Annotated in this window: 24 protein-coding genes; 13 read left to right on the plus strand and 11 right to left on the minus strand. The window is 65.2% G+C overall.

Annotated features, from left to right (window positions below):
• From ACP150_RS07605 to ACP150_RS07635, 7 genes are read right to left on the minus strand one after another with little or no spacing between them, the layout of a single operon-like run.
• Positions 1-1,353 carry a glutamine synthetase family protein gene (locus tag ACP150_RS07605; RefSeq protein WP_424965972.1) on the minus strand — a complete coding sequence of 451 codons (1,353 nt, stop codon included), beginning with the start codon at positions 1,351-1,353 and terminating at the stop codon, positions 1-3.
• Positions 1,354-1,362: 9 nt separating this feature from the next.
• Positions 1,363-1,815, minus strand: a complete 453-nt coding sequence (locus ACP150_RS07610) for a phage tail protein (protein WP_424965974.1) — start codon at positions 1,813-1,815, stop codon at positions 1,363-1,365.
• A gap of 1 nt (position 1,816) precedes the next feature.
• On the minus strand, positions 1,817-3,316 hold the full coding sequence (locus tag ACP150_RS07615) for a phage tail sheath family protein (RefSeq protein WP_424965976.1): 1,500 nt from the start codon (positions 3,314-3,316) through the stop codon (positions 1,817-1,819).
• 57 nt (positions 3,317-3,373) lie between these two features.
• On the minus strand, positions 3,374-4,402 hold the full coding sequence (locus ACP150_RS07620; RefSeq protein ID WP_424965977.1) for a TRAP transporter substrate-binding protein: 1,029 nt from the start codon (positions 4,400-4,402) through the stop codon (positions 3,374-3,376).
• Between the two features lie 53 nt (positions 4,403-4,455).
• Positions 4,456-5,781: a TRAP transporter large permease gene (locus tag ACP150_RS07625; RefSeq protein WP_424965978.1), complete on the minus strand. Its 1,326-nt coding sequence runs from the start codon at positions 5,779-5,781 to the stop codon at positions 4,456-4,458.
• On the minus strand, positions 5,781-6,350 hold the full coding sequence (locus ACP150_RS07630) for a TRAP transporter small permease subunit (RefSeq protein ID WP_424965979.1): 570 nt from the start codon (positions 6,348-6,350) through the stop codon (positions 5,781-5,783). Before ACP150_RS07630 ends, ACP150_RS07625 begins: the two co-directional genes overlap by 1 nt.
• Entirely contained in the window at positions 6,338-7,108 is a 771-nt protein-coding gene (locus ACP150_RS07635) for an N-formylglutamate amidohydrolase (RefSeq protein ID WP_424965981.1), read from the minus strand. The genes ACP150_RS07630 and ACP150_RS07635 overlap by 13 nt, the downstream gene beginning before the upstream one ends.
• A 112-nt stretch (positions 7,109-7,220) precedes the next feature.
• On the opposite strand from ACP150_RS07635, the gene ACP150_RS07640 reads away from it, so the two are divergent.
• Complete coding sequence (locus tag ACP150_RS07640; RefSeq protein WP_424965982.1) at positions 7,221-8,093, plus strand: MurR/RpiR family transcriptional regulator; 873 nt, start codon at positions 7,221-7,223, stop codon at positions 8,091-8,093.
• A gap of 5 nt (positions 8,094-8,098) precedes the next feature.
• On the opposite strand, the gene ACP150_RS07645 is transcribed toward ACP150_RS07640, so the two are convergent.
• Positions 8,099-8,803, minus strand: a complete 705-nt coding sequence (locus ACP150_RS07645) for an SGNH/GDSL hydrolase family protein (RefSeq protein WP_424965983.1) — start codon at positions 8,801-8,803, stop codon at positions 8,099-8,101.
• A 174-nt stretch (positions 8,804-8,977) separates the two neighbouring features.
• Here ACP150_RS07645 and ACP150_RS07650 point away from each other — a divergent pair, with 174 nt between their 5' ends.
• From ACP150_RS07650 to ACP150_RS07675, 6 genes are all read left to right on the plus strand, one after another.
• Positions 8,978-9,934: a TAXI family TRAP transporter solute-binding subunit gene (locus tag ACP150_RS07650; RefSeq protein ID WP_424965984.1), complete on the plus strand. Its 957-nt coding sequence runs from the start codon at positions 8,978-8,980 to the stop codon at positions 9,932-9,934.
• Positions 9,935-9,946: 12 nt separating this feature from the next.
• Positions 9,947-11,731: a TRAP transporter permease gene (locus tag ACP150_RS07655; RefSeq protein WP_424965985.1), complete on the plus strand. Its 1,785-nt coding sequence runs from the start codon at positions 9,947-9,949 to the stop codon at positions 11,729-11,731.
• A gap of 81 nt (positions 11,732-11,812) precedes the next feature.
• Positions 11,813-12,805, plus strand: coding sequence for a TRAP transporter substrate-binding protein DctP (gene dctP, locus ACP150_RS07660; RefSeq protein WP_424965986.1), 993 nt, complete (start codon positions 11,813-11,815; stop codon positions 12,803-12,805).
• Positions 12,806-12,867: 62 nt separating this feature from the next.
• Positions 12,868-13,365: a TRAP transporter small permease gene (locus ACP150_RS07665; RefSeq protein WP_424965987.1), complete on the plus strand. Its 498-nt coding sequence runs from the start codon at positions 12,868-12,870 to the stop codon at positions 13,363-13,365.
• Positions 13,362-14,636, plus strand: a complete 1,275-nt coding sequence (locus ACP150_RS07670) for a TRAP transporter large permease (protein ID WP_424965988.1) — start codon at positions 13,362-13,364, stop codon at positions 14,634-14,636. Before ACP150_RS07665 ends, ACP150_RS07670 begins: the two co-directional genes overlap by 4 nt.
• Positions 14,637-14,640: 4 nt before the next feature.
• Positions 14,641-15,525 carry an isocitrate lyase/PEP mutase family protein gene (locus ACP150_RS07675; RefSeq protein WP_424965989.1) on the plus strand — a complete coding sequence of 295 codons (885 nt, stop codon included), beginning with the start codon at positions 14,641-14,643 and terminating at the stop codon, positions 15,523-15,525.
• An 18-nt stretch (positions 15,526-15,543) separates the two neighbouring features.
• On the opposite strand, the gene ACP150_RS07680 is transcribed toward ACP150_RS07675, so the two are convergent.
• Both ACP150_RS07680 and ACP150_RS07685 read right to left on the minus strand, forming a co-directional pair.
• On the minus strand, positions 15,544-16,398 hold the full coding sequence (locus tag ACP150_RS07680; RefSeq protein WP_424965990.1) for a glycosyltransferase: 855 nt from the start codon (positions 16,396-16,398) through the stop codon (positions 15,544-15,546).
• Entirely contained in the window at positions 16,395-17,354 is a 960-nt protein-coding gene (locus tag ACP150_RS07685) for a UDP-glucuronic acid decarboxylase family protein (RefSeq protein ID WP_424965991.1), read from the minus strand. Before ACP150_RS07685 ends, ACP150_RS07680 begins: the two co-directional genes overlap by 4 nt.
• A 662-nt stretch (positions 17,355-18,016) precedes the next feature.
• Between ACP150_RS07685 and ACP150_RS07690 the strand changes: the two genes are divergently transcribed.
• Genes ACP150_RS07690 through ACP150_RS07700 form a run of 3 tightly spaced genes read left to right on the plus strand, consistent with a single transcriptional unit; the run spans position 18,017 to position 21,931 of the window.
• The gene (locus tag ACP150_RS07690) at positions 18,017-19,201 is read left to right on the plus strand and encodes a hypothetical protein (RefSeq protein WP_424965992.1); all 1,185 of its coding nucleotides are present in this window, start codon (positions 18,017-18,019) and stop codon (positions 19,199-19,201) included.
• On the plus strand, positions 19,188-20,837 hold the full coding sequence (locus ACP150_RS07695; RefSeq protein ID WP_424965993.1) for a hypothetical protein: 1,650 nt from the start codon (positions 19,188-19,190) through the stop codon (positions 20,835-20,837). The genes ACP150_RS07690 and ACP150_RS07695 overlap by 14 nt, the downstream gene beginning before the upstream one ends.
• Positions 20,834-21,931, plus strand: coding sequence for a hypothetical protein (locus tag ACP150_RS07700; protein ID WP_424965994.1), 1,098 nt, complete (start codon positions 20,834-20,836; stop codon positions 21,929-21,931). Before ACP150_RS07695 ends, ACP150_RS07700 begins: the two co-directional genes overlap by 4 nt.
• 56 nt (positions 21,932-21,987) lie before the next feature.
• Here ACP150_RS07700 and ACP150_RS07705 read toward each other — a convergent pair whose 3' ends face one another.
• A complete protein-coding gene (locus tag ACP150_RS07705; protein WP_424965995.1) occupies positions 21,988-22,554 on the minus strand; it encodes a hemerythrin domain-containing protein in 567 nt (188 codons plus the stop codon).
• A gap of 199 nt (positions 22,555-22,753) precedes the next feature.
• Here ACP150_RS07705 and fahA point away from each other — a divergent pair, with 199 nt between their 5' ends.
• From fahA to ACP150_RS07720, 3 genes are all read left to right on the plus strand, one after another.
• Positions 22,754-23,995, plus strand: a complete 1,242-nt coding sequence (gene fahA / locus ACP150_RS07710) for a fumarylacetoacetase (protein WP_424965996.1) — start codon at positions 22,754-22,756, stop codon at positions 23,993-23,995.
• Between the two features lie 157 nt (positions 23,996-24,152).
• Entirely contained in the window at positions 24,153-24,812 is a 660-nt protein-coding gene (locus tag ACP150_RS07715; RefSeq protein WP_424965997.1) for a response regulator transcription factor, read from the plus strand.
• The gene (locus ACP150_RS07720) at positions 24,806-26,203 is read left to right on the plus strand and encodes an ATP-binding protein (protein ID WP_424965998.1); all 1,398 of its coding nucleotides are present in this window, start codon (positions 24,806-24,808) and stop codon (positions 26,201-26,203) included. The genes ACP150_RS07715 and ACP150_RS07720 overlap by 7 nt, the downstream gene beginning before the upstream one ends.
• Positions 26,204-26,274: the final 71 nt, after the last annotated feature.

Below are 26,274 nucleotides of genomic sequence, written 5' to 3' on the forward strand. Positions count from 1 at the left end.
TCAGGCCCTTTCAAAGCCGCGGGCGATTTCCCAGTCGGTGACGACGCGGTCGAACTCTTCCTGCTCCCATTCGCAGGCGCGGGTGTAGTGGTCGATCACACCGTCCCCCATGGCCGCGCGGAGCATGGCCGAGCCGCGCAGGGTCTCTGTGGCCGCGCGCAAGGTCTGGGGAATGTCCTGCGCCTCGGCGGCGTCATAGACATCGCCCGTGGTGGCCGGGGCGAGTTGCATCTTGTCCTCGATGCCCTTGATCCCGGCGGCGAGCATGGCGGCCTGGGCGAGATAGGGGTTCAGGTCCGAGCCGCCGATCCGGCACTCAACCCGCACGCCCTTGGTTCCGTCGCCACAGAGCCGGAAGCCCGCCGTGCGATTGTCCACGGACCAGACGGTTTTGGTGGGCGCGAAGGTACCCTTGGCGAAGCGTTTGTAGCTGTTGATGTAGGGGGCCAGAAACGCGGTATAGTCCGGCGCATAGGCGATCACGCCGGCCATGTAATGCTCCATCAGCTCGGACATGCCCAGGGGCCGGTCTGCGTCGTAAAACGCGGGCTCCCCATCGCGCCAGAGCGACTGGTGCACATGGGAGGACGAGCCCACTTTCGTGTGGTGCCATTTCGGCAGGAAGCTTGCCGCCACACCATGCTGCCATGCGATCTCCTTGATGCCGTTCTTGGCGATGGTGTGGTGATCGGCGCAGGCCAGCGCTTCGGCGTAACGAATGTTCAGCTCTTCCTGACCGGTCTCGGCCTCGCCCTTGGAGTTCTCGATCGGCAGGCCCGCACCGTAAAGCTGGTTGCGGATCGGGCGCATCACGCCCTCTTCCTTGGTGGTCTGGAGGATGTGGTAATCCTCGTTATAGCCCGAGATCGGCGTCAGATCGCGGAAGCCGCCCTTGCGGATCTCGTCAAAGGATTTTTCGAAGAGAAAGAACTCCAACTCGGTGGCCATCATTGCCGTCAGACCCATCGCCTCGAGCCGGGCGATCTGCGCCTTCAGGACCTGCCGCGGGGCATGGGGCACGGGCGCATGGGTGTGGTGGTCGAGAATATCGCAGAGCACCATCGCCGTCCCCTCCAGCCAGGGGAGCACGCGGATCGTGCTCAGATCCGGGGCCATGATGTAATCGCCATAGCCTTGCGACCAGCTGCTGGAGGCATAGCCATCGGGCGTCGCCATCTCGAGATCCGTGGCCAGCAGGTAGTTGCAGCAATGGGTCTCCTTGAACGACGTTTCCACGAAATTCACCGCGTGGAAGCGCTTGCCCATCAACCGCCCCTGCATGTCGGGAAAGCAGGTCAGCACGGTGTCGATCTCGCCCGCGGCGACGGCCTCTTTCAGCTCTTCAAAGGTCATCGGTGTCCCTTATCCATTCTCTATCGTCAGGCCCTCATGGGCGATTTCCAGTGTCTCGATGGCCACTTCATTGCCGTCGGATTTCAGGTCTGTACTGGTGATCTTCGTCGGCCAGGCATTGATCAGTTTCCAGACCATCGTGGGCTTCCCCTCTTCGTCCAACAAAGAGATCTCGACGGGCTCGCGCTTGATCGTGTTCATCTTGATCTGCTGGAACCAGTCCCAGAACCGGTTATCCTTCACACAGACGCCCTTCTTGAGCGTGACGTTGCGCGTCTGGCTCAGGCCCGGCGTCTTGATGGTGGAAAACACCTTGGAGCCGCCCGCGCGGTACTCGATGATCTGGGTCTCGATGTCGAGGCCCGAGACCTCCTGGAACGCGATCGCGTCGCGCGCGCCGATTTTCACCGAGAAATAGAATTTCGGCAGGGGCCAATTGGTGTCTTGGATTTCACCGGACATGTCAGGAGGTCTGCATTTTCAGTTGGAAGGGGATCTCGATGAACTCGGCAGGGCGGGTGATCGCGACCTGGACCACAATGCGCATATAGCCATCGAGGATATCGTTGCCTGTCATGGTCGATCCCAGACCGACGCTGACCCGATAGGCTTCCTCCGCGGTGGCCCCGGCCAGCGCACCGGCCTTCCATTGGTTGGTCAGGAAGTTCTCGATCACCGTTCTCACGAGCCCCCATGTGTCCGCCGTATTGGGCTCGAATACACAGGCCTGCGCGGCGTTCGCGATGGACTGCTCCAGCATGATCATCGTGCGACGCACGTTCACGTAGCGCCAGTCCTGGGAATTTCCGTCGAGTGTGCGCGCGCCCCAGACCACATTTCCCCGGCCCCTGAAACTGCGGATCGCGTTGATGGCCTTCCCGTCCAGCGGCACGTTCAGATCTTCCTGCTCGGTGTCGTTGATCGTAATCGCGGGACCGACCGTGCCTGCGACTGCGGTATTGGCCGGGGCTTTCCAAACGCCGATGTCCATGTCTGTACTGCTCCAGACACCGGCCATTGCGCCGCTCGGCGGAATGATATTGATCTCATCCGCAAGGGCGGACATCACCGACCAGTAGGTTTTGGAGACGCTAGACAGATTTTTGTGGCATCTGGTGCAGTCCTCCGCGCTGATCTCGGACTTGGTCAAGAGCGTCAGGAGCGCCTCGGTGTCGGAGGGCAAGGGGCTTGTCTTGGGGGTCAGCTCCGCTGTGATCTGAGCTGCGAGGGAGGCGCGGCTGTCTGCATCGAGCATCGCAAAGCTGACCTCGTGCTCTGAGATCAAGCTTGAATTGAGCCAGGGGAAATAGGCCGCGCCAAAGCTCGCTTTGTCGCCCAAATCGATCGCGCGGAACCCGGTGGGACCGTTGATCGCCTCGGCATGCCAGTCGAACTCGGCGGGGGACATGCCCGCGGGCACGCGCCCGTCATAGATGTCGAGGATCGCCATGCGGTCTTGCAGTTTCTGGCATTCCTGCATCATCCGTTCGGTGATCTTGCGATGATCGTCACGGCTCAGGGCCACGGCGTCGGGCATGACATAGGCGGCGGGCTCGGGCTCTTTGGCCAGTGCGTCCCAGATCGCGTCGCTGGCATCCGCCGCGCCATAGCTCTCGGCCTCAAACCCGCCAAGGGAGATAACCCAGCAGGCGTTACCGCCGTTGTCGAAGAACATCCGCATGGCCAGATCGAGGTAAAAGCGCTGCCCGACGGGGGTGAAGAACACGTCCCCGTCCTCTGTTCGGGACATCGCGAAACGCCGCGCCGGGGCCTCGCCAAAGACCTCGAGATACTCGGCATAGCTTGCGATCCGCTCCGGAACACCGGTGACATCCTCGGACCCGCGCGAGGCCTGAGCCGTGTAACCAAGAAAGGCAGGGACCGCCATGGGCACTTCGACCACAGCGCTCGGGAAGGCGTTTCTTTCGGTGATATAGACGCCTGGTGTTTTGTACTGCGCCATGTCGGTCCCCGCTCAAAATGTGGACGGGGCGCGTGACTGCGCCCCGTTCCGGTTGGATCAGGTATACCGGTAGGGCCGTCCGGCCTTTTCCATATCCGCGTTATACTTCTTGAAGATCTCGACCACCTTGCGCTTGGTCTCGCTCTCGGCGGCGATCTCTTCCCAGAACTCGCGCCCGGCGGCCTCGACCGTGGCCCATTCCTCGTCCGGGATGGAGGTCAGCTCCATCTTGGTGCCGTTGACGCGCAGGTCGGCCTCGCCGCCCCAATACCAGTGCTGACGGTAGTAATGCGACTGCTCACAGCACACTTCGAACAGCGTCTTCAGGTCATCCGGCAGCTCGTTCCAGCGGTCCATATTCGCGAAGAAATGGCCGATCCACGCGCCCGAGATGTTGTTGGTCAGGAAGTAGTTGGTCACATCCGCCCAGCCGACGGTGTAATCCTCGGTGATGCCGGACCATGCGATCCCGTCGAGCTCGCCGGTCTGCACCGCGACCTCGATATCCTCCCAGGGCAGGTTCACCGGCACAACGCCGAACTGGCTCAGGAAACGCCCGGCAGTGGGGAAGGTGAAGACGCGCTTGCCCTTGAGATCCTCGAGCGAGCGGATCGGGTCCTTGGTCGCGAAGTGGCACGGATCCCAGGCACCGGCCGAGACGTGCTTGACGCCCACGGCACTGTATTCTTCGTCCCAGATCTCTTTCAGGCCATAGCGGTTGAAGAGCACCGGCACATCCAGCGAATAGCGCGAGCCGAAGGGGAAGTAGCCGCCGAACACGGTCACCTCGGTCGGCGAGGCCATGGAATCGTCGTCCGATTGCACCGCATCGATCGTGCCGCGCTGCATCGCCTGGAACAGCTCGCCCGTGGGCACCAGCTGATCGGCGTAAAAGAGCTCGATCTGCATCCGGTCGCCGGCGATCTTGTTGAACATGGCAATGGCCGGATCCACCACCTCGGCGGCAAGGGCGGCCCCCGCATAGGTCTGCATCCGCCACTTGATCGTGCTCTGGGCGAGCGCGGGCGCGGCGAGGGCGGCGGGGGCAGTTGCGGCCCCGGCGATAAACTTACGTCTTGTGGTCATCCCATTTCTCCTTGTTTTCAAAGCAGTGAACCGGTTGGTCCGGTTTCGTGATTTCATTTTCCGTAAACATAATCGGGCAGCCATGTCGCCAGGCCCGGGAAGACCATGACGAGCGCGAGGGCCAGCACCATCACCAGAACAAAGGGGGTGATCGAGCTGTAGATGTCGCGCAGGCTGATCTCTTTCGGGGCCATGGCGCGCATCAGGAAGAGGTTATAGCCGAAGGGCGGCGTCATATAGGCGATCTGCGTCGTGATCGTGTAGAGGATCCCGTACCAGATCAAGTCAAAGCCGAGCGCGCCGACCAGCGGCACATAGAGCGGGGCGACGATCACAAGCATGGCCGTGTCGTCGAGGAAGGTCCCCATCAGGATGAAGCTCAGCTGCATCAGGATCAGGATCATCCAGGGGTTCAGGTTCAGCTTTTCGGTGAACAGGCTCTCGATGGCCTTCACCGCGCCCAGCCCGTCAAACACCGCGCCAAAGGCCAATGCCGCGAGGATGATCCACATGAACATGCAGGTGATCCCGAGCGTGTTGCGCACGGAGTTCTCGAAGACCTCTTTCGTCATCCGCCCCTTCAGGACCGCCGCCGCGAAGGCCGCAAGTGCGCCGATGGCCGAGCTTTCGACCAGCGAGGTCCAGCCATTGACGAAGGGCACCATCATCACCGCGAAGATCACCAGCGGCAGCAGTCCCGCGCGCAGAAGGCGCAGTTTCTCGGCGCGCGGGATGTCGCGATCCGCGTCGTCAAGCACGGGCCCGAGGCTCGGGTTCATCCGGCAGCGGATCACGATATAGGCCACGAACATCGCCGCCATCATCAGCCCCGGCACCACGCCCGCGAGCCAGAGCTGGCCCACCGGTTGCCGTGCGATCATCGCATAGAGCACCAGCACCACCGAGGGCGGCACGAGGATGCCCAGGGACGAGCCCGCCTGGATCACACCCGTGACCATGCGCTTGTCATAGCCGCGCTTGAGCAGCTCCGGCAGGGCGATGGTCGCCCCGATGGCCATGCCCGCCACCGACAGCCCGTTCATGGCCGAGATCAGCACCATCAGCCCGATCGTCCCGATCGCCAGCCCGCCGCGCAGGCCGCCCATCCAGACATGGAACATCCGGTAGAGGTCATCGGCGATCTTGCTCTCGCTCAGCACGTAGCCCATGAAAATGAACATCGGCAGGGTCAGGAGCGGATACCATTTCATCAGCTTCATCGCCGCCGCGAAGCCCAGGTCATAGCCGCCCCGGTCCCCCCAGAGCAGAAGCGCGGCGATCACGGCCACAAAGCCGATGGCCCCGAACACGCGCTGTCCGGTCAACAGCATCAGCATCATGGTCGAGAACATCAGGGTGGCGATCAGCTCATAGGGCATCAGATCTCCTCACCCCGGATCCGCAGGATATCCTTGCAGAGCTCCGAGACGCATTGCAGCAGCATGAGCGTGAAGCCGAGGATCATCACCGCCTTGACCGGCCACATATAAGGCCGCCACGCGGAGGAGGAGCGTTCGAGCCGCCCGACCTCCTCGCTGCCGGTCACGAGGCCGAGGAAATAGGAAAACGGCTCGGTCTTCCAATATCCCAGCGAATAGGCGGTCGAGCCCACCGCGCCATAGATCATCACGCAGAGATAGAAGATCAGGAACAGGACCGTGACCGCGTCGAACCACGCTTTGCGCCGCATGGACCAGCCGCCATAGAGCAGATCCATCCGCACATTCGAGCCGAGCTGTAGTGAGTAGGGCCCGCCGAGGATGTAGTAGCCCACCATCACGAACTGGGCCATTTCCAGCGTCCAGAGTGAGGGCAAAAAGAAGGTCTTCGACACCGAGGACCACAGCAGGATCCCCATCAGCACGAAGATGCCATACATCACCACCCGGCCGAGCCGGTAGTTCACGGCATCGACGCCGCGGATATAGCCGCGCATCACGCCGTGCATGGGCTCTCTCCGATCCGGGCGCAGGCCACGCGCAGCCAGCCTGCCAGCAGCTCGGCGATCTTGTCCTGATCCTCGGGGGTGGTCAGCAGGTCGTTGCGGATCTCGATCATCACATTCGGATGGCCCTGGGGCAGGGCCTGATCGCGCAGGGTGTGGGTGACGCCATGCTCGGGACCGTAAGGTTCATTTCGCGCGACCTGCAGGGCGGTGGTGCCCTCCGCCGCCTCCAGCAGGGCATCGGCCAGACGCGTGTCCGCGTCATGGAGGATCCCGATCTCCACCGCGCGGGTCTGGCCGTGATAAATCGGGGTGAAACTGTGCATGGTGACGAGGATCGGCGCGGATTTGCCTGCCACAACCTCCCGAAGGGTCTCGCGGAACGGGGTGTAATAGCGGTGCGCGCGCTCGGCGCGCTCCGCGTCGCTCAGGCCCTCGTTGCCGGGCACCCGGATCACTTCGCTTCGGGCGGGCATGGCATCGGGGGCGTCGGGCGGACGGTTGCAATCATAGACCAGCCGCGACACCGTCGCGGCCACCAGCGTCGCCCCCAGGCGCTCGGCCAGACCTTCTGCCACGGCCAGAGCCCCCGGATCCCAGACCGCATGGCTCTGCCGGACCTCGGGCGCGAGGCCGAGATCGGCAAACCGCGTCGGGATATGGGCGCTGGCATGTTCGCAGACCACCACGATGGCACTGTCGCCCGGCGCGTTGCGCACGGCGATCGGGTGATCGGGCTTGGTGTGGTCTTGCTGATTCATCTGTGCTCCTGCGTCACAAAACTCTTGCCAGCGTTGCGTTCTGTCAACAGAATTGTGAAATAATTATCACTCGATGACGCGCTATGATATTTCTGTACAAGAAAGAGGCAGCATGACCCCTCCGGCCCAGACCATCGCGGACCGCATTCAGGCCCAGCTCGACACGCTGACCCGCGCCGAACGCCAACTCGCCCTGTCGGTGCTTGAGAATTACCCGGCCTCGGGCCTTGGCCCGCTCGCGGCTTTGGCCAAGGGGGCCGGGGTCTCGGTCCCGACCGTCGCGCGCATGGTGCAAAAGCTTGGCTACAAGGGCTATCCGGAGTTTCAGGCCGAGCTGCGCGAAGAACTGGGCGCCATCGGCAAGGGCCCCATTGCCAAGCACGAGACCTGGGCGGGGGCTGCGCCCTCGGGCCATATCCTGAACCGCTTCACCGAAGCCGTGATCGACAATATCCGCAACTCGCTGGCCCAGATCGACCCGGCGGAGTTCGACCGGGCCTGCGCGTTGGTCGCGGATCGCGACCGTGCACTTTATATCGTCGGCGGGCGGATCACACATACCCTGGCCGAGTATCTCTTCCTGCACATGCAGGTGATCCGCCCGGATGTGATCCATGTGCAATCGACCTCGAACACCTGGCCCCATGACCTGCTCAACGCGGGGGAGGGGGATGTCTTCGTGATCTTCGACATGCGCCGGTATGAGAACAACACGCTCAAACTGGCCGAGATCGCCCGGGATCGCGGGGCGCAGATCATCCTGTTCACGGATCAGTGGCGCTCGCCGGTGCACCGGCTCTCGGATATCTGCCTGTCGAGCCGGATCATCGTGCCCTCGGCCTGGGATTCGCTGGCCACCTGCATGTTGCTCGTCGAAAGCATGATCGCCGCGGTGCAGACCCTGAACTGGGAAGACACCAAGGACCGGATGCAGGAGCTCGAAGAGATCTTCGATCAGACCAAGCTCTTTCGGAAGTTTACCTAAGCGGTCTAGCGCGCCGGATCGAGCCGCGAGAGGGCCTCGGCCACATGGGCCCCGATCACCGCCGAGCCCCGCGCATTGGGGTGGATCAGGTCCGAGGAAAAGAGCTCCGGCGTGCGCGGCCCCATCACCGGATCCGCATCGACGAAGAACACCCCCTCCCGCGCGGCGGCCAGCTGGGACAGGCGCGCATCCACGATGGCCAACTCATCGGCACAGCGGTCCGTGCGCCCGCCGCGCCCGGTGGGGCCATAATACCCGACGATCATCACCCGCTCCGCGCCGCCCGCCCGCAGGCCCGCCACCAGGTCCGGCCAGGTGCCGCGCTGCCCATCGGCCGAGATCATGGCCGCGATCTCGGCGTCACAGCGGTTGCAGCCGCAACTCCGGTTCAGGTCATTGGCCCCGCCATTCACGATCACCCAATCCCAGCTCCCACGCCGGAACTGCGCCTCGACCGAGCGGGCGATCAGGCTGCTGCGGGTCAGACGGGCACCGGCGCGCGCGTTGTTGTCCACGGGCTCGCCGAGTGCCCGTGCGATCACCTCGGGAATAGCGTTGCGCCCATTCCAGGTCATGACACTGTCGCCCACGACCTGGATCTTCGGGTCCGCCGCGACGGCCTCCGGCGCGGCCCCGAGCATCAGTGCGACGATCCCCAGCAGGGCCCAAACGGGGCGATGACGGGTCTGGCCGGGGTCGGTTATCTGCATGGCGCGGTCTCCTCGAACGGGCGCGACGGGCCGCCCGGCGACCAGATAGTCCGTGCGCCGCGCCCTCCCAGCCCCCATGCCTCGGGACAGGATCACGAGCCTGTGGGCGCAGATCGACTTGCACTCCCCCCGGCGGCGCGCAACAGTCTGGCAAATGCGTTTGGGAGGATCGTCATGACATTTCTGAAGACACTGACCGTGACCGCCGCGGCGGCCTGCGTGCTGAGCAGCGCGGCCTGGGCCGAGACCCGGGTCACCTACAAATCCGCCAAGGCGGGCTCATCCTATTTCCAGATGGCGGTGCAGATCGCCGAGGCCATGAAAGAGGGCTCGGGCGGCGAGATCTCGGTCACGGTCGAGGAAAGCCAGGGCTCGGTCCAGAACGTGATGGAGGTGCGCGCGCGGGGCGGCGATTACGTTTTCACCACGCCGCCGGCCCTCGTAGGGCTGGCCCAGGGTGGGCGCGCCATGTTCGAGGGCAAGGGCAACCCGGCCTTCGACGAGATCCGCGCGCTGTTCCCGATCCCGTCTTTGACCATGCATTTCGTGATGTCCGCCGACAGCGGTGTCGACAGTTTCGAGGATATGGCGGGCAAGACCATTCTGCTCGGCAGCGGGTCCTTCGGCGCGCGCGAGGGGGCGAAGTATCTCGACCTTTTCGGCGTCAAGGATCAGGTGAAGATCGCCGATAGCGAGCTGTCCAACGCGGTCAACGCGCTCAAGAACGGCCAGATCGACGGCTTTGTCACCGCCGGGTCCTATCCGGCCCCGAATGTGATCGAGGCGGCGGCCTCCACAGGGGTCAAGGTGCTCTCGCTCACGCCGGATCAGGTGGCGGCCTCCAAGCGGACCGAGCTGACGATCCCGGCGGGCACCTATGCGGGTCAGGACGCGGATATCACCACGACCTCCCTGCCAGTGGTGGCCTACACCACCTCTAAGATGGATGAGGACACGGCCTATGCCCTGACCAAGACCTATTGGGAGACCAAGGCCGACATGGCGGGTGACGCCAAGTGGTGGGACGGGGTCTCGGTGGACATGCTGGCCAATATCACCAGTCAGATCCACCCGGGCGCCCTGCGCTATTACAAGGAAATCGGCGCAGCCCTCAGCGACGCGCATATGTAAGCGCGCACCGGGATGATCGGCACGGACGGGGAGATCCCGGCGCGACGGATCTGGATCGCGCTGGGCACGCTGACGGCGGTCTTTCATCTCGGACTGATCTTCTACGGGCTGGTCCCCAATCTGGCGGCCCGCCCGTTGCATATGGCGCTGACCCTGCCTTGGGTCTTCCTGTTCGCGGCCACGGGACCAGTATTGCGAGCCAGCGGGGCGATCCTGGCCGGGCTCGGGGTCGCGGGCTGCCTCTGGATCGCGCTGAACCACCAGATGTTGCGCAACCAGTACGGCTTTCTCGAAAACCAGTTTCAGGTGGGGCTCGCCATCCTGCTGCTTGGCGTCGCCATGGAAGGCGCGCGGCGCGCCATTGGCTGGCCCTTGCCGCTGGTGGCGCTGGCCGCCCTGCTCTATGGCCTCCACGGCCAGCATATTCCCGGCGAGTTCGGCCATGCGGGAACCCCGCTGCAGAGCTTTCTCGGCACGCTGATCGTGGCCGAAGGCGGGCTCTGGGGCAGCCTCACCGGGGTCTCGGTGGGGGTCGTGGCGATCTTCGTGATTTTCGGCGCGGTGCTGAATGCGGGCGAGGCGGGGCAGGGCTTCATGAATGTCGCCGCCGCGGCCGCCGGGCGGCTGACGGGTGGTGCGGCCAAGGTCTCGGTCCTGTCCTCGGCGCTCTTCGGGTCGATCTCGGGCTCGGCCTCGGCCAATGTCGCCTCCACCGGGGCGATCACCCTGCCGGCCATGACCAAGCTTGGCTATCCCAAACGACTGGCGGCAGCGACGGAGGCGGTGGCCTCCTCGGGCGGGCAGATCATGCCGCCTCTGATGGGGGCCGGGGCCTTTGTCATGGTCGAGCTGACCGGCGTGCCCTATTCCGAGATCATGCTCGCGGCACTTCTGCCCGCCATCCTCTATTTCGCGACGGTCTGGCAAGGGTTGAACGCGTTCGCCTCGCGCTTTGACCTGCAGCCTATCCCCGAAGAGGACCGCCCCGCGCGCCGTCAGGTTCTGATCACCTCGGCATTTTTCATGGTGCCGTTCTCGACCCTGCTGATCGCGATGTTTGCGCTGGGCTACACGCCGCAATACGCCGCCGCTCTGGCGATCTTCACCGGGCTCGCGCTCTTGTTCATCGACGTGTCCCTGCGCCCGAACCCGGCCCAGGGGCTCGCGCGGCTGGGGGACGCGATGCTGAATGCCGGGCGTCAGGTGGCGATGATCGCCTCGATCATCATCTGCGCCTCGATCATCATCGGGGTGCTGGGGATCACCGGGCTGGGGGTCAAGATCACCTCCGTCATCCTGTCGGGCTCGGGCGGGGCGCTCTGGCCCGCGCTCATGCTGACAGCTCTGGCCTGCCTGCTTTTGGGGATGGAGGTGCCGACGACGGCGGCCTACGTCATCTGCGTCTCGGTGGCCGGGCCCGCCCTGATCGAACTGGGGCTGGAGCCCTTGCAGGCGCATCTCTTCGTTTTCTGGTTCGCGCTTTTGTCGACCATAACCCCGCCGGTCTGCGGGGCGGTCTTCATCGCCTCGGGCATGGTGCAGGAGAACTGGCTGCGCGTGGCGCTGACGGCGATGGCGCTGGGCGTCGGGCTGTATATCATCCCGCTGGCGATGATTGCCAATGACGCGCTGATCCGGGTCTCGACCGAGCCGGTCGCGGCCTTGCTGGCCATGGCGATGGTCGGACTGGGGCTTGGCGGGATCTCGCGCGGGCTGATCGGGCGCGGACCCTGGTGGCGCCGGCTTGCCCTGGGTGGGCTGGGAGGATCGCTCTGTTTCGCGGGGCTGTGGCTTTAGGGCAAACGGGCGGTTGCTAATTCCCTGCCGCGACGTAATGTCATGGGCAGCCCCACATAAATGACGACTGGGAGGAATGTCATGTTGAGGAATACCCTGATCTTGGCCGCGTGCGCGTCCGTACTGGGTTCGGCGGCGATCTCTGCCGAGAAGATGCGGATCTCGCTCCAGCTGCCGCTGACCAGCCATCTGGGCGAGAACCTGACCCTGTTTGAAAAAGAGGTGGAGGAGCGCACTGGCGGCAAGATCGATGTCGAGATCTATGACAGTGCGACGCTCTACAAGGATAAGGAAGTGCCCGCCGCGGTGGGCTCCGGCGCGATCGAGGCCGGGGTTGCATCGCTGACCCGCTATGTGGGCGACGCGCCGGTGGTGGATGTGTTCTACATGCCCTTCCTGTTCAACACCGAGGACAAGGTCCGCGCGGCGGTGGCCGAGGGCTCGCCCGTGCGCGAGGTGCTGGAAACCGAGATCGCCAAGACCGGCGGCGAGGTTCTCTACTGGCAGGCCTATGGCGGGGCGATCCTGCTCAGCCAGGATGATCCGATCCGCACACCTGCGGATATGGAAGGCAAGAAGGCCCGCGTCTTCGGCAAGACGCTGGGCGATTTCGTCTCTGCCGCCGGGGGGGCGCCGACGCTGATCTCGGGCTCCGAGCAGTACCTCGCCTATCAGCGCGGCACGGTCGATGTGGGCATGACGGGCGTGTCGGGTGTGAAATCCCGCAAGCTCTGGGAGGTGATGGACACGATCACCAAGACCAACCACGCCAATATCGAATTCGTCGTTGTGGTGAACAGCGAGTGGTGGGACGGGCTCGATGCCGAGACCCAGGGCCATATCAACGCCGCTGCCAAGGTGGCTCAGGATGACGTGCGCGACCGGATGGCCGCCATCGAGGCCGAGGCCTATGCCGCCGCCGAGGCCAATGGCATGACCATTGTCGAGCTCACCGACGAGGAGCTTGCCAAGTGGCAATCCGTGGCCCAGCCGGTCTATGACGGCTATCTGGCGGCAACCGGCGATGCGGGGCAGAAGATCCTCGACGCGCTGGGTGTCGGCTCCGGTTCCTGACGCCGATCGTCAGCCAAACCTGAACTCGGGCGGTCCTTCGGGGCCGTCCGAACGGTGTCTCCATGTCCCTGATAAGCTCTGTTTCCCGGCTCGCCTGCCTTTTGGGCGCGGTGCTGATGGCCGCCACCGGCGTGATGCTGACCTATGAGGTCGTGGCGCGCTATTTCTTTGTCAAACCAACGATCTGGGCGGCGGAGCTCAGCCAGCTCTGCCTGATCTGGGGCTGCCTTCTGGCCATGGCCCACCTGCTGACCTTGCGGCGCCATATCACCGTGAACGCGGTCACCGGCCTGTTGCCGCCCGCCGCGCAGAAGCTCTGCGCGATGGTCGCCCTGGTGGTGGTGATCCTCTTTTCGGCCATCGTCGCCATTTACGGGTTCGATATCTTCTATGACAGCTTCGAGCGCGGGCGGACCACGGGCTCGCTGTTGAACCTGCCGGTCTGGATCGCGGAGGCCTCGGTGCCTGTGGGCTTTGGCCTGCTGACGGTGCAGGCGGTGGTCGAGCTGGTCCGGATGCGCCACGGGGATGCCGCCAGTCTCGGAGCGACCCACGAATGACCATCATCCTGATCCTCGTGGCGCTCTTCGCGCTCTTGCTGCTGGGCGTGCCAGTGGCCTTTGCCCTGGGGGGCATGGGGCTGGCCATGCTGATCCTCGGAGGCTTCTCGCCCCTGATGGCGCCGCAATCGATCCTGTCGACGCTGGACGGGTTCATCCTGCTGGCGGTGCCGCTCTTTCTGCTGATGTCGAACCTGCTCTTGAAAGGGGGCGTGGGGCGCGATCTCTTTGCCGCCGTGCAGGCCTGGGTCGGGCATTGGCCCGGCGGGCTCGCGGTGGCGACAATTCTGAGCTGCGCGCTGTTTGCGGCGATCTCGGGCTCGTCGGTCGCAACGGCGGCGACGATCGGGACCGTGGCCATTCCCGAGATGATCAATCGCGGCTATGAAAAGAAATTCGTCTACGGGCTTCTGGCGGCGGGGGGGACCCTCGGGATCCTGATCCCGCCCTCGATCCCGATGATCGTCTACGGGTTCGTCACCGAGCAGTCGGTGATTGCGCTCTTTCTCGCGGGGATCGGGCCGGGCCTCGTGCTGGTCACGCTCTTTGTCCTCTTCGCGATGCTCCATGCCCGGCTCTCGGGGCATTACACGCCGGTGCCCAAAGCCACCACGGCCGAGCGGATCGCGGCGTCGAAACGGGCGTTGCCCTCGGTGGCCCTCGCCGCGCTGGTGATCATTGGCCTCTATTCCGGGGCCTTCACCCCGACCGAGGCCGCCGCGGTGGGCTTTGGCGCAGCCCTGCTGATCACAACGCTCTGGCTGCGCACGCTCACCTGGGCGACCTTCTGGGAGGCGATCCGCGAAAGCGCGATCACCACCGCCGCGATCCTGCTGATCGTCGCGGGGGCGAAGGTGTTCGGCAAGGCTATCGCGCTGTACCGGATCCCGCAGGATATCTCGGCCTTTCTCGCCCAAGTCATCGACGGACCGATCATGTTCATCATCGTGGTGTCGCTGGTGCTCTTGCTGATGGGGCTCGTCTTCGAGGCGCTCTCGATGATCCTGATCATGACACCGGTGCTGCTGCCGGCGGCCATGGGGTTGGGCTTCGATCCGATCTGGTTCGGGATCTATATGGTGATCATGGTGGAATGCGCCCTGATCACGCCGCCCGTGGGGCTCAACCTCTATGTGATCCAGTCCGTCGCGCGCACCACCTTGTCCAATGTGGCGCGCGGGGTCTGGCCTTTCCTTGCGCTGATGCTGGTGACGGTGGCGATCCTCTATGCGTTCCCGGGCCTCGCCCTTTACATCCCTTTCCAATGGTGACCCGATGACGACCCCCGCCCAGACCTTGCGAAGCCTGCTGGCGCAGGACCGCTGCCATGTGATGCCCTGCTGTTTCGATGCGCTCTCGGCCAAGCTGATTGCGCAGGAAGGCTATGACCTGACCTTCATGTCGGGCTTTGCCGCCTCGGCCAGCCGGATCGGCGCGCCGGATCTGGGGCTGATGAGCTATGGCGAAGTGGTGGATCAGGCGCGCAACATCACCGATGCGATCTCGATCCCGCTCATCGGGGATGGCGATACGGGCTATGGCAACGCGATGAATGTGCGCCGAACCGTGGCGGGCTTTGCCAAGGCGGGCTGCGCGGCGGTGATGATCGAGGATCAGCTCGCGCCCAAGCGCTGCGGCCATACGCCGGGCAAGGCGGTGGTCGGGCGCGACGAGGCCTTTGACCGGATCCGGGCCGCAGTCGATGAGCGCGAGGCCCTGCGTGCGGCAGGCGGTGACATCCTGATCCTTGCACGCACCGACGCGCGCCACGAACACGGGCTGGCCGAGGCCATCGACCGGGCGGGCAGGTTCGCCGAGCTCGGTGCCGATATCCTCTTTGTCGAGGCGCCGCGCAGCGCGGCGGAGATGCGCGAGGTCTGTCGCAACCTGCCGGGCCCCAAGATGGCTAATATCGTCGAGGGCGGGGACACGCCGGACCTGTCGAATGCCGAGCTGCACGAGATCGGCTATGCCATTGCCGCCTATCCCCTGTCCCTGATGGCGGCGGCGATGCAGGCCATGGTCACGACGCTGAAATCCATGCGCTCCGATGCGCGGCCGGACCTGATGGATTTCGTCGAGCTGCGCGACCGGATCGGGTTTGACGCCTATTACGACGCCTCCGAGCGCTATGCCTCGGCCCGGCGCGAGAAGAGCTAGGCGCTGGGGGCGGGCGGCTCAGGCGGTGGGACGCCCTCGCCGCCAGACCACGGCGCTATCCTTGCGTTTCAGCCGCGCCCAGAGTGCGGTCGAGACAAAGACCGTCACATAGGCGATCCCGTCCAGCGGATGGGCCAGCAGCGTGCGCAGCGAGGCGCGCAGATCATTGCGCGCCCCGTCATTGACCAGCAACTCGGGATAGAGACCTGCGAACTCGCGATTGCCCTCATTCCAGCGCAGGCGCACCTTGATCAGATTGCCCAGACCGTCCGGCACGGGCCAGACATAGGGGGCGGGGACCTTGCGACGCTCTTCGGGGGCGAATTGCAGACGCACGAAGCGGTCATCGGAATGGATCAGCGGAAAGCTTCCCCAGCGGCTGCGTGCGGTCGCCGTGACACCGTAGAGCCCCATGCCGGGCACGCCGTCGCGCACGAACGGCATGGCGAGCATGAAGCGGCCATAGGCCCGGCTGACCCAGCTCCGGGCCGGGGCGACCTGGATCGTGGCACTGCAATAGATCTCCTCATCGCTCAGAAGCAGGGGGAGGAGCTGCGCGAGGACCTCGGGCGCGAGCGTGACATCGGCATCCACGTAGAGCCGCGGCGCAAACTGCGCCCGCGCATCAGCCGTGTTGAGCGCGCCCGCCTTGCCGGGCTCGGGAAGATCGATGACCCCAAGGGAGAAGCCGGCCGCCTCAAGCGCCACGCGGGCCTCTTCGGCCACGGCGCAGGTCCGGTCTTTGCAGGCATTGGCCACCACCAGAATTTCGATCCGGTGATCCGCCGCAAGGTCCTTCTGGGCGGCGAGTGAGCTCAGGAGCGCCCCGAGCACGAGTTCCTCGTTATGGCAGGGGATGATGAGCGAGATCATCCGGCCGTCCCTTGTGCGGCGCGGGCTGCGAGCCGGGCGCGGATGTCGTCCAGCGTATTCCGCAATCCGTCTGCGAGCGGGACGGACGGCGCCCAGTTGAGCTCCGCCTTGGCGCGCGTGATATCCGGGCAGCGCCGCCTCGGATCATCGGTCGCCGCAGGACCAGACACGACCGGGCTGTCCGAGCCGGTCAGAGCTTTGATCTGCTCGGCCAGGGCGCGCACGGTGATCTCACCGGGATTGCCGATATTGTAGGGTCCGGTCTGGGTATCGTCGCTGTCCATCAGCGCCAGCATGCCCGCGATCGTATCGCTGACATAGCAGAAACTGCGCGTCTGGCTCCCGTCACCATGGAGCTGGAGCGGCGCATCGCGCAGGGCAGCCGCAAGGAAATTGGTGACGACCCGGCCATCCTCGATGTCCATGGCCGGGCCATAGGTGTTGAACAGGCGCATGATCTTGACGCGCACCCCGTGGCGTCGGTGATAGTCGAAACACAGGGTCTCGGCCGCGCGCTTGCCCTCGTTGTAGCAGGCCCGCGGACTGAGCGGATCGATCTGGCCGATATAGCTCTCGGGCTGCGGGTGGCAGTCCGGATCGCCGTAGATCTCTGAGGTGGAGGCCTGGATCATCACCGCACCGCAAGTCTGCGCCACGCGCAGCGCGTGATCCGCGCCCAGCACATTTGTGCGCAATGTGTGGACCGGGTCGATCTGATATTTCGGGGGGGAGGCCGCCGATGCCATGTTGAAAATGATGTCTACTTCCGCCTCGTAGGGCAGCGAGACATCCCATTTGCGGAAGGAAAACCCCTTGTGGTCGAGCAGATCATGGAGCGTTTCCATGCGCCCGGTCAGCAGGTTGTCCATCGCGAGAACCTGATGGCCCCGCCCCAGCAGGGCACGACATAAATGGCTGCCCAAAAATCCCGCACCACCGGTCACCAACACACGCATCTACTCAACAATACCTTTGGGATGATTTGATCGTTACGCAATTCTCCATTGCCCTTTCAGTATATTCACAGGCCCCGGAGGCTGGCTATAGCCGGGCAGATGTTTATTCGGGTCTTTAGGGGTCATTAAGGCTTTTTCCCACTTCGTTTAATTCGGGAAGCTGCGGGATATAGCCCTGTAGTTAAATGGTTTTGTTCCGGACAGGCTCGGGAAAACCCCATGGCAGGATTGAGAAAATGCCGCAGGTGCCACATTCATGCGCATGTGCGGCAAGCCGGGCGAACGACAGCGCTCGGAAGGCTTCGCGAGCTCGGGGCGCGGCCGCGCGCAGGGCGCCGTATTGTTGTGTGTTTCGGGACAATGCCGCAGACATTCGAGCCTGATGAGATTGTCTCAAACGCTTAGACCACCCAGTGCAGACGGGCGTTGCGGGCAGCCGCGGATGGCCCGAGAAGGGGGGCAGGCCCGGCGCGCATGTCCCAAAGGGCAGAGCCCGGCACTGGGTGCAGATTGGCGAAGATGCGCCGATGGGGCCGGGCCGATCCTTGTCGGATTAGGGCCAACATGGTATAAATCTAATTATTGTTTCTATTTGCCGAACGCTGTGTGTTTGTCGCGGTGCCTTATTTGATCGGCGATTTGAGGTTTGAATGTTTATTGGAATGTCCACGGAGTTTGGGCAAATAGGTGCCTGTGTCGCGGCCGCAAAAGACCGTCTCTCCCATCGTGCTGATGCACTCCTTCTGCGGGACCCGCCCATTGACCGGGATGTCCCCGAGAACTCGGATCTCGATTTTCTGGCAATCGGTGCTGCGGAAGACTTTCTGCCCGAGCGGCTGACGCTGCCGGGGGAACGCCGCATCGATGTGATGTGGGTGCCGCAACGCGATCTGCAGGACCTTCCGGCGCTGGCGGTGCGGGGCCTGATCCCGCACCGGATCCTGAGCTCACGGCTCGTGCATGACCGGGACGGAACCTGCGCCCCGGCCCTTGCAGAGCTCGGTAGGTTGTTCGAGACCCCGGAGCTGCGCGCCCGGCGGGTCGCGGGGCTGCTGGAGATGGGCTTCGCCACGGTGCGCGAGATCGGGGTGAGCTGGGACAGCCCGGCAGTGGCCTTGTTCTGGTTGCACATGGCCCACTCGGCCTGCCTCGCGGCGCTGGCGGATGGGCTCGGCATGCTCTGTCCGAATGTCTATACGCGGCCCACCGAGACACTCCGGCGGGTCGATGATGTGCTGGGGCGCGACGAGCGCGCGGGCATGGCCCGGGCGTTGCGGCTTGAGGGCGATCTCGAAGGGATGATCGCGCGCCTGCGGCGCTTCCACGGTCAGCTCCATGCCCGTTTCCCCGAACCCGACTGGCCCGAGGCGATGCGACAGATGACCCGATGGGAGTACCGCTATTTCGCGGCCCCCGACGAGCTCGACTGGCGCATCGCCATCGCGCGCGAACTCGCCGCCGGGGGCGACCTGATGGGGGCGATGTTTTACCTGCGGTTTCACGCCTATGCGCTGACCCGTTTGCCGCTGGTGGCGGCGCGGGCCGCGGCGGGCGGGGACGAGAACTTCCTGCGGCCCTCCGAACGGGTCGGCCCGGAATTCGCGCGGCTCTGCCCGGATCTGGCCGAGGACATGGCCCTGCTCCTTGCCGGGCCGGATGTCGGGCGGCCCGAGCTCGATGCCGCGCTGGATCATCTGCAGGGGTTTCGCGCCCGCACCCTTGGCGTGCTCGCCGCGCGCGGCCTGCGCCTGCCGGAGCTGCCCCCATGGGCGCCCTTCGGGGCACCCCCATCCCCCCACAATACGCCCAAGACTTACAAGGAGGAGACACATAATGCCCATTCTTGATTTGGTCTGCGACCGCTGTCGCCAGGAGATCGAGACCCTGATCGGTTCGGATCCACGGCAGTCAGAGGTCATAACCGGGGACTTCCCGGTCCATGAATGCTGCTTCATCCGCGACGAGATCCGCTTTCTGAACAACGGGCGGTTGATCTTCGAACCCCAGAAGCGCGACGATAACGAAGGGGATTACTGCCGGGATTACACGGTCGTGTGCCGTCGGCTGGTCGTGGTGGGGGGCGGCGCGCCGATCACCCTCAACCCTTGCGGCCCCGAGGATCCAGGCAACCAGTACACCAACAAGAACGTCATCACATGGCGGCAGCGCCTGATCGTGAATGACCAGCCCATTCCCAACCCTCTCAAGGCGCCGGACGGCCAGGATTTCGGCAATTGGCAGGATCAGGGTCAGGGCAATAGCGGCGTCACCGGCGGCGCGGGCACCGATGGCAATCCCGGGAACAAGGGGGACAATGGCCGGTTCGCGCCGAATTTCGCGCTGATCGCGCTGGAGGTCGTGTTCGAGGGGCTGGACGGTCACCTGATCATCGACTTTGACGGACAGGTCGGCGGCCGTGGCCAGCGTGGCCAGAATGGCGGCAAGGGCGGCAAGGGCATGAATGGCCGACAGGGCCAGTCCGACAATAGCTGGCCCGGCGAGGGCTGCGACCGGCAGCCCGGCCATGGCGGCGACGGTGGCAGCGGCGGCGATGGCGGCAAGGGCGGTCAGGGCGGCGATGGCGGAAATGCGGGCAACATCACCATCGCCTCCGGCGCGGATGTGATCGCCTCGGGCATCTTCGTCGGCGGCAAGTTCACCTATGTGAATGATGGCGGCAACGAGGGCAGCGGGGGGCTGGGGGGCTTTGGCGGCCTGCCGGGCGGCGGCGGTCAGGCGGGGTTCAAGACCAACCAATGCGACGCGGCCTCAAATGGCGAGACGGGCAATCCCGGCTTCCCGCCCTCGGGCCTGGGCGCTGGCTCGAACGCCAATGAAGGCGGGATCGGCGCGGCAGGGGCGGCGGGCTCGCTGACCTTCGAGACGCTGGTCGATCCGGGTTGTCTCGATGGGCTGGCACTGAAGCCTGTGGTCAACACGGTCGAGCCCACCGTACTCTGCCGGGGATTTGCAAGCCCGGCGAACAATGTCTCGGTCAGCCTGTTTGGCCAGAACCTTGCCCAGGTGACAGCGGTAAGCACCACGCTCGGCGGGGTCAGCATCTCGATCCAGCCGACGAGCACGGATACGGAGCTCAAGCTTTCGGTGGATATTCTCGGTACCTCGGATCTCGGGCCGGGCGATCTGATCCTGTCGCGGCCTCTCGCCTCGGACGAGGTCTTTGGCAATGCCATCGAGGTGCGTCGTTTCGAGGTCACCGCTGTCACACCGAATTCGGTGGCTCGGGGGGAGAGCGGGGTGCTGAACATCGACGGCAGCTGCTTTGACCCAAGCGCGGCCATCCTGCAGGTCAATGTCTCGGGCATCGGGGTATCGACCAACTCGGTGGTGATCCTGAACGATACCCAGATCCAGGCGAATTTCGATGTGGGTAATGCCGCGCCGACCGGGCAGCGGGATGTGACCGTGGTCAACGGCACCACGTCCCACACGCTCGTCAACGCGCTGACCGTGACCGGGTGAGCCTGCGCGCGGCCCTCGGCCCGGCGATCGACCGGGCTGGGGCGTTTCTCGAGGCCGAAGGGGCGGCGGGGTTTCCCGAAGCGCATCACCGCATGAGGTTCCCGCGCTGGGCCGGGATCGTCGGCGGGTCTGTGGAGCATGTGGCCGAAGTCTTTGCCCCGGCGGTGATCGCCGATCTGCTGGTTGATGCGGCGGATCTTTGCGAAGGGGCCGCGGCGGCGCGCTGGCGCGCGGTGGCCCGGAGGCAGGCAGACCGGGTGGCCCGGGCGCGGCTGACCGACCGGCCCGGCGGCTGGAGCTATTTCCCGGACCTGCCAGAACTGCCACCGGACCTCGACAGCCTTGGGGCGGCGATCCGCCTCTTTGCCCGGGCCGCGCCGGAGCACCTGCCTTTGATCGAGGATCCGATCAGAATAGCGCTTGCGGGGGCCGAGCCGAGCGGGCTGCCGCGCACCTGGATCATCGCCCCTGACGCGCCACCCAAGGCGCGCAAGCGGATGAGGCGCGGGGTGCGCTGGCATTGGGGCGATACGGTGGATCCGGAGGTTTGCGCGCGGTTCTTTCTCGGCCTGCATGCGATGGACGCGGTGCGGTTTGCGCCCGAGATTGCCCGCGGGGCTGCAGCCATCGCCGCGGCGCAAGCGCCCGGCGGGCTTTGGCCGGCCACGTGGTATGCCGGACCGGTCTATGGCACCGCGCTTTGTGCAGAGCTGATGGTGGCCACGGGCCATATACGCGCCGCAGAGGCAGGCCGCGCAGCCCTCGCAAAGGCCGTGCATCCAGCGGGTGGTTGGGGGATGTGGGAGGCGGTCCCGCTGGATACCGCCATTGCGCTGGCCCTGTTGGCGGACAGTCTGCCGCCAGAGGCCGTGGCCCGCGCGGTCGAGCTGTTGCTGAGCTATCAGAACCCCGATGGCAGTTGGCCCGGCACCCAGTGGATCCAGATGGAGGTCGGGCGCGCCCTGGGTCGGGTCCGGCGTCGGATCACATGGCAAAGTGATACGGTCACCACGGCCTTTGCATTGCGGGCTCTGCTGGCCGTAGCGCGTCGGATCGACCCCGATATGACAATCGAGAAGGCCGAGACGGCCTGAACCGCAATGGCCCGCCCGGAGGGTGTCCGGGCGGGCCCTGTGCTGTGACTGCGGGCTTAGCCGCGCAGGCGGTGGTGCAGGATGATCGGCACGGCCAGATCCTCCTCATCGCCGAGATGGCGCTGCAGAAAGGCTTCGATCACGGCGCTGGTGCTGTGCACCTGCGCGACTTCCTCGCGGGCTTGGGGCGGGTCGAGATGGCTCAGCTGCAGGACCCGGTTGGCATGTCGGGTAAACTCCGCCAGCACCTTGTCGAGATCCACATGATCCTGTTCCAGCACTGCGAGCCCGGCATCAAACCGGGGATCAGCCGCCGAGAGCTCGGGGAAGTAGCTACGATCCTCCCAGCCGTGATGACCATGCAGATTGCCCACGAGCGCACCGCCATACTGCATCAGCCGCTCGGCATGGGTCTCGGGGGACAGGTCGCGGTCGAGACAGGCCTCGGCATCCAGCCGGACCCGTTCGGCCAGTTGGCGGAACATCTGATGCGCCCCCAGCCAGTGGCGGGTTTTCTCGGCAAAGCCGGGATGGGCCGCCCAGCTGTCGCGCGGGTACTGGTCGAGCAGGACCCGCATCTCGTCGGGCATATCGGTTTTGCGCATGTCATAAGTGTCGAGCATCGGTCTACTCCTTTTCCCACAGACGTGGGGACGTGTGCCGGGCCCGGTTAGAGGGGGCGTGGCAAGGCTGCTATGCGTCTGGTGACGTAGCGGCAGCCGCATCCGCGCGAGAGATCCACGCGCCCATTGCAACAGCCCGGCGCAGGGGGGATGCTCGGCCCGGGGCCAGACCCCGCGAGACAGGAGAGGGGGCCATGTCATGAGCGAGCTACGCCGGAGCTGGGTCGAGAGCGCGAATAGCGCGGCGACGCCCTTTCCGTTGAACAATCTGCCCTACGGGGTCTTCTCGACCGGAAACACGCCGCCGCGCTGCGGGGTGGCCATCGGCGACCGGATCCTGGATCTCGCCGGATTGGAGGCTGCGGGGGCGCTGGCCTTTGGCGGCGTGTTCGCGGAGGCAAGCTGGAACCGGTTCATGGCGCGGGGACAGGCCGACTGGGCGCGGTTGCGCGCCGCGCTGACCGCAGCCCTGGCCGAGGGATCGGACCAGCGCGCAGCGCTTGCCCCCCATCTGGTCCCCATGGACGCCGCCAAGCTGCATCTGCCCTTCGAGGTGCGCGAATACACGGATTTCTACGCCAGCCGGCACCATGCCACCAATGTCGGCACCATGTTTCGCGGCGCCAACAACGCCCTGCCGCCGAACTGGCTGCATATCCCCATCGGCTATAACGGTCGGGCCTCCTCCGTGGTGGTCTCGGGCACGGATGTGATCCGGCCCCATGGTCAGATCAAGGGGCCGGACGATGCGCTGCCACGCTTTGCGCCCTCGGCCCGGTTCGATCTGGAGCTGGAGCTGGGCGCGATTGTCGGTCAGCCCTCATCGGGGCCTCTCAGCGTGGCCGAGGGGTTTGCGGCGATCTTTGGCTATGTCCTGCTGAATGATTGGTCGGCGCGGGATATCCAGGCTTGGGAATACCAGCCGCTCGGCCCGTTTCAGGGCAAGGCAACCGCGACCACGATCAGCCCCTGGATCGTCACCGCCGCCGCGCTCGCGCCGTTTCGCGTGGCCGCCCCGCCGCGCGAGGTGCCGCTCTTGCCCTATCTCGAAGAGCCGGGGCCGATGCTCTACGACATCGCGCTGGAGGTCGGTCTGACACCCGAGGACGGCGTCGAAACGATCCTCGCACGGACCAATGCGCGCGAGCTTTACTATTCCGCCGCACAGCAATTGGCCCATCATGCGAGCTCGGGCTGTCCCATGCGGGTCGGGGACCTTTTGGGATCGGGCACGATCTCCGGGGCGGGACCGGAGGCGCGGGGATCGCTGCTTGAGATGAGCTGGGGCGGGGCGGAGCCGATCACCTTGGCCGATGGCCAATGCCGGCGCTTTCTCGAGGATGGTGATACGCTGACCCTGCGCGGGGCGGCCCGGGGCGCGGGCTATCAGATCGGGTTCGGCCCCTGTCGCGGACGCGTCCTGCCCGCGCGCGCGCTCTGACGACCACATCCCCTTGCATCCGCGCGCGATGGCCAAAGCGCCTGCGCTTTATCTGGCCCGTCCGCGTGGGGCGCTGCGGGGGCGCGCGACCTGAAAGGATTATGAAAGCGAAAGCCTCTATCCTATGAGAGAGGGGTGCTCTGGGGGAGGCTACGGCATGCTGATCTCGGTCGTCGAAGACAATGAAGGGCTGGCGCAGGCGATTGCCGATGTTCTCACCGATGGCGGGCACGGGGTGGACGTGATCCATAACGGGCACGATGCGGACCAGTTCCTGAGCCGCGAGGATGTCAATCTGGTGATCCTTGATCTCGGTCTGCCGGGCATTGCCGGGCTCGAGGTTCTGACCCGCATGCGGGCGCGGGGGGATTCCACGCCGGTGATCATCCTGACGGCCCAGAGCGATACGAAGGACGCGATTGCCGGGCTGAATGCTGGGGCCGACGACTATATCGGCAAGCCGGTCGAGATCGCCGAGCTGGTCGCGCGGGTGGCGGCGACGTTGCGCCGGAGCGTGAAGTTCACCGAGACCGAGCGCTTTGGCGCCATCGATTTCGAGCGCGAGAGCCGCTCGCTCAGCGTGGCGGGCACGCCTCTGGATCTGCCGCGCAAGGAGCTTGCCGTGTTCGAATGCCTCGCCAACAGCAAGGGCCGCCTCGTGTCCAAGGAGGCGCTGTTGAGCTTCGTCTATGGCTCGGGCGCGGATGTCAGCGCCTCGGCGATCGAGGTCTATGTCTCGCGCCTGCGCAGTCGGATCGGACCCCATGGGGTCTCGATCAAGGCCGCGCGTGGCATCGGATACCGTCTGGAGTGCTGACGCCGCGCAACTCCGTGCGCTCGCTCAAGCTGCGCCTGCTGATCCGGATCGTGCTGCCGCTCTTTGCGGTTGCGCTGGCGCTGGGCGGGTGGCGGACCTGGTATGTGTTCGAGACCGCCAAGGAGATCTTCGACCGCAACCTGACGGCCGTGTCTCTGGCTGTGGCGCGGGATCTGGCCTCCTCCGGGGTGGAGCTTCTGTCGCAGGAGACGCTGCTTTTGCTGACCGATGCCAGCGGTGGCAAGATCTTCTACCATGTCCACGGCCCCGACGGCGCCTATGTGGCGGGGTTCGGCTATCCGCCCCGCAGCGCGGTCACCCCTCTCTCGGGGGCGACGGCGCCGGAGCTGTTCGACTCGACCCATCTCGGGCGGCCCGTGCGCGCGGTGGCCCTCGGGCAGCTGGTCAATTCCGCCGGGCTGGAGGGGATCGCCACCATCACCGTCTGGCAGGAGCAGGCCGTCCGTCAGCAATTCGCGATCCGACAGGCGGTGTCCTCGGCGGTGATCATCGTGCTGCTGGTGGGGGCGGTGATCGCCTTTGTCTGGTTCGGGGTCAGTTCCGGGCTCGCCCCGCTCAACCAGTTGCGCAGCGCAGTGGGCCGACGCAATCCGCAGGAGTTGCGCCCGAATGCCCAGGCCGTCCCGGAGGAGGTGCAGCCCCTCGTGGGTACGCTCAATGATCTGTTTCAGGAGGTGCAGAACTCCATCGATGCGCGGGACCGGTTCATCAGCAACGCCGCCCATCAGCTGCGCAATCCCATCGCTGCGGTGCAGGCCTTGGCGGAATCCGCGCTCAATGCGAAGACCACCGACAAGATGACCCGCCGCGTCGCCAAGACCCTGACGGAGGCGCGCCATACCTCGCAACTGGCCGAGCAGCTTTTGATGCTCGAGCGGTTGCGTCATTCCCCCGAAAGCTTCAAGCGCGAGCCCTTCGATGCGGCGGACAGCCTGCTCTATGTGGCGCAGCGGTTCAGCGACCGGGCATTGGACCGCAATGTGGAGTTCGGGTTCGACCAGGATGACCAGCCCGCCCCGCTCGTGGGGGATCCGGAGCTTTTCGGCGAGGCCATCGAGAACCTTCTGGACAATGCACTGGCCCATGCGGGCCCCGGGCTGCGCGGGATTGCCCTGATCCTTGGCAGTGCCGAGGGCGAGGCGCGGATCACCGTGCGCGATGATGGCCGCGGGATCCCGGAGGCCGATCGCGAGATCATCTTCGAGCGGTTCACCCAGCTCGATTTCGGCCGGGGCAGCGGGCTCGGGCTCGCCATCGCGCGCGAGATCCTGCGCGCCCATGGCGGCGAGATCCGCGCCACCGGGGAGCTGAGCGACACCGGGGCCGGGTTCGCCATCACTCTGCCCCTGCGCAATTCGCCCGGAAGCTGAACCGGCAACAAGTTCGTTCCATGAAAAGTTGATGAAAGGAACTTGGTGTAAGCTCGCCATGCGCGGGCTCC

Source organism: Dinoroseobacter sp. S375 (assembly GCF_049800775.1).
Lineage (GTDB): Bacteria > Pseudomonadota > Alphaproteobacteria > Rhodobacterales > Rhodobacteraceae > Dinoroseobacter.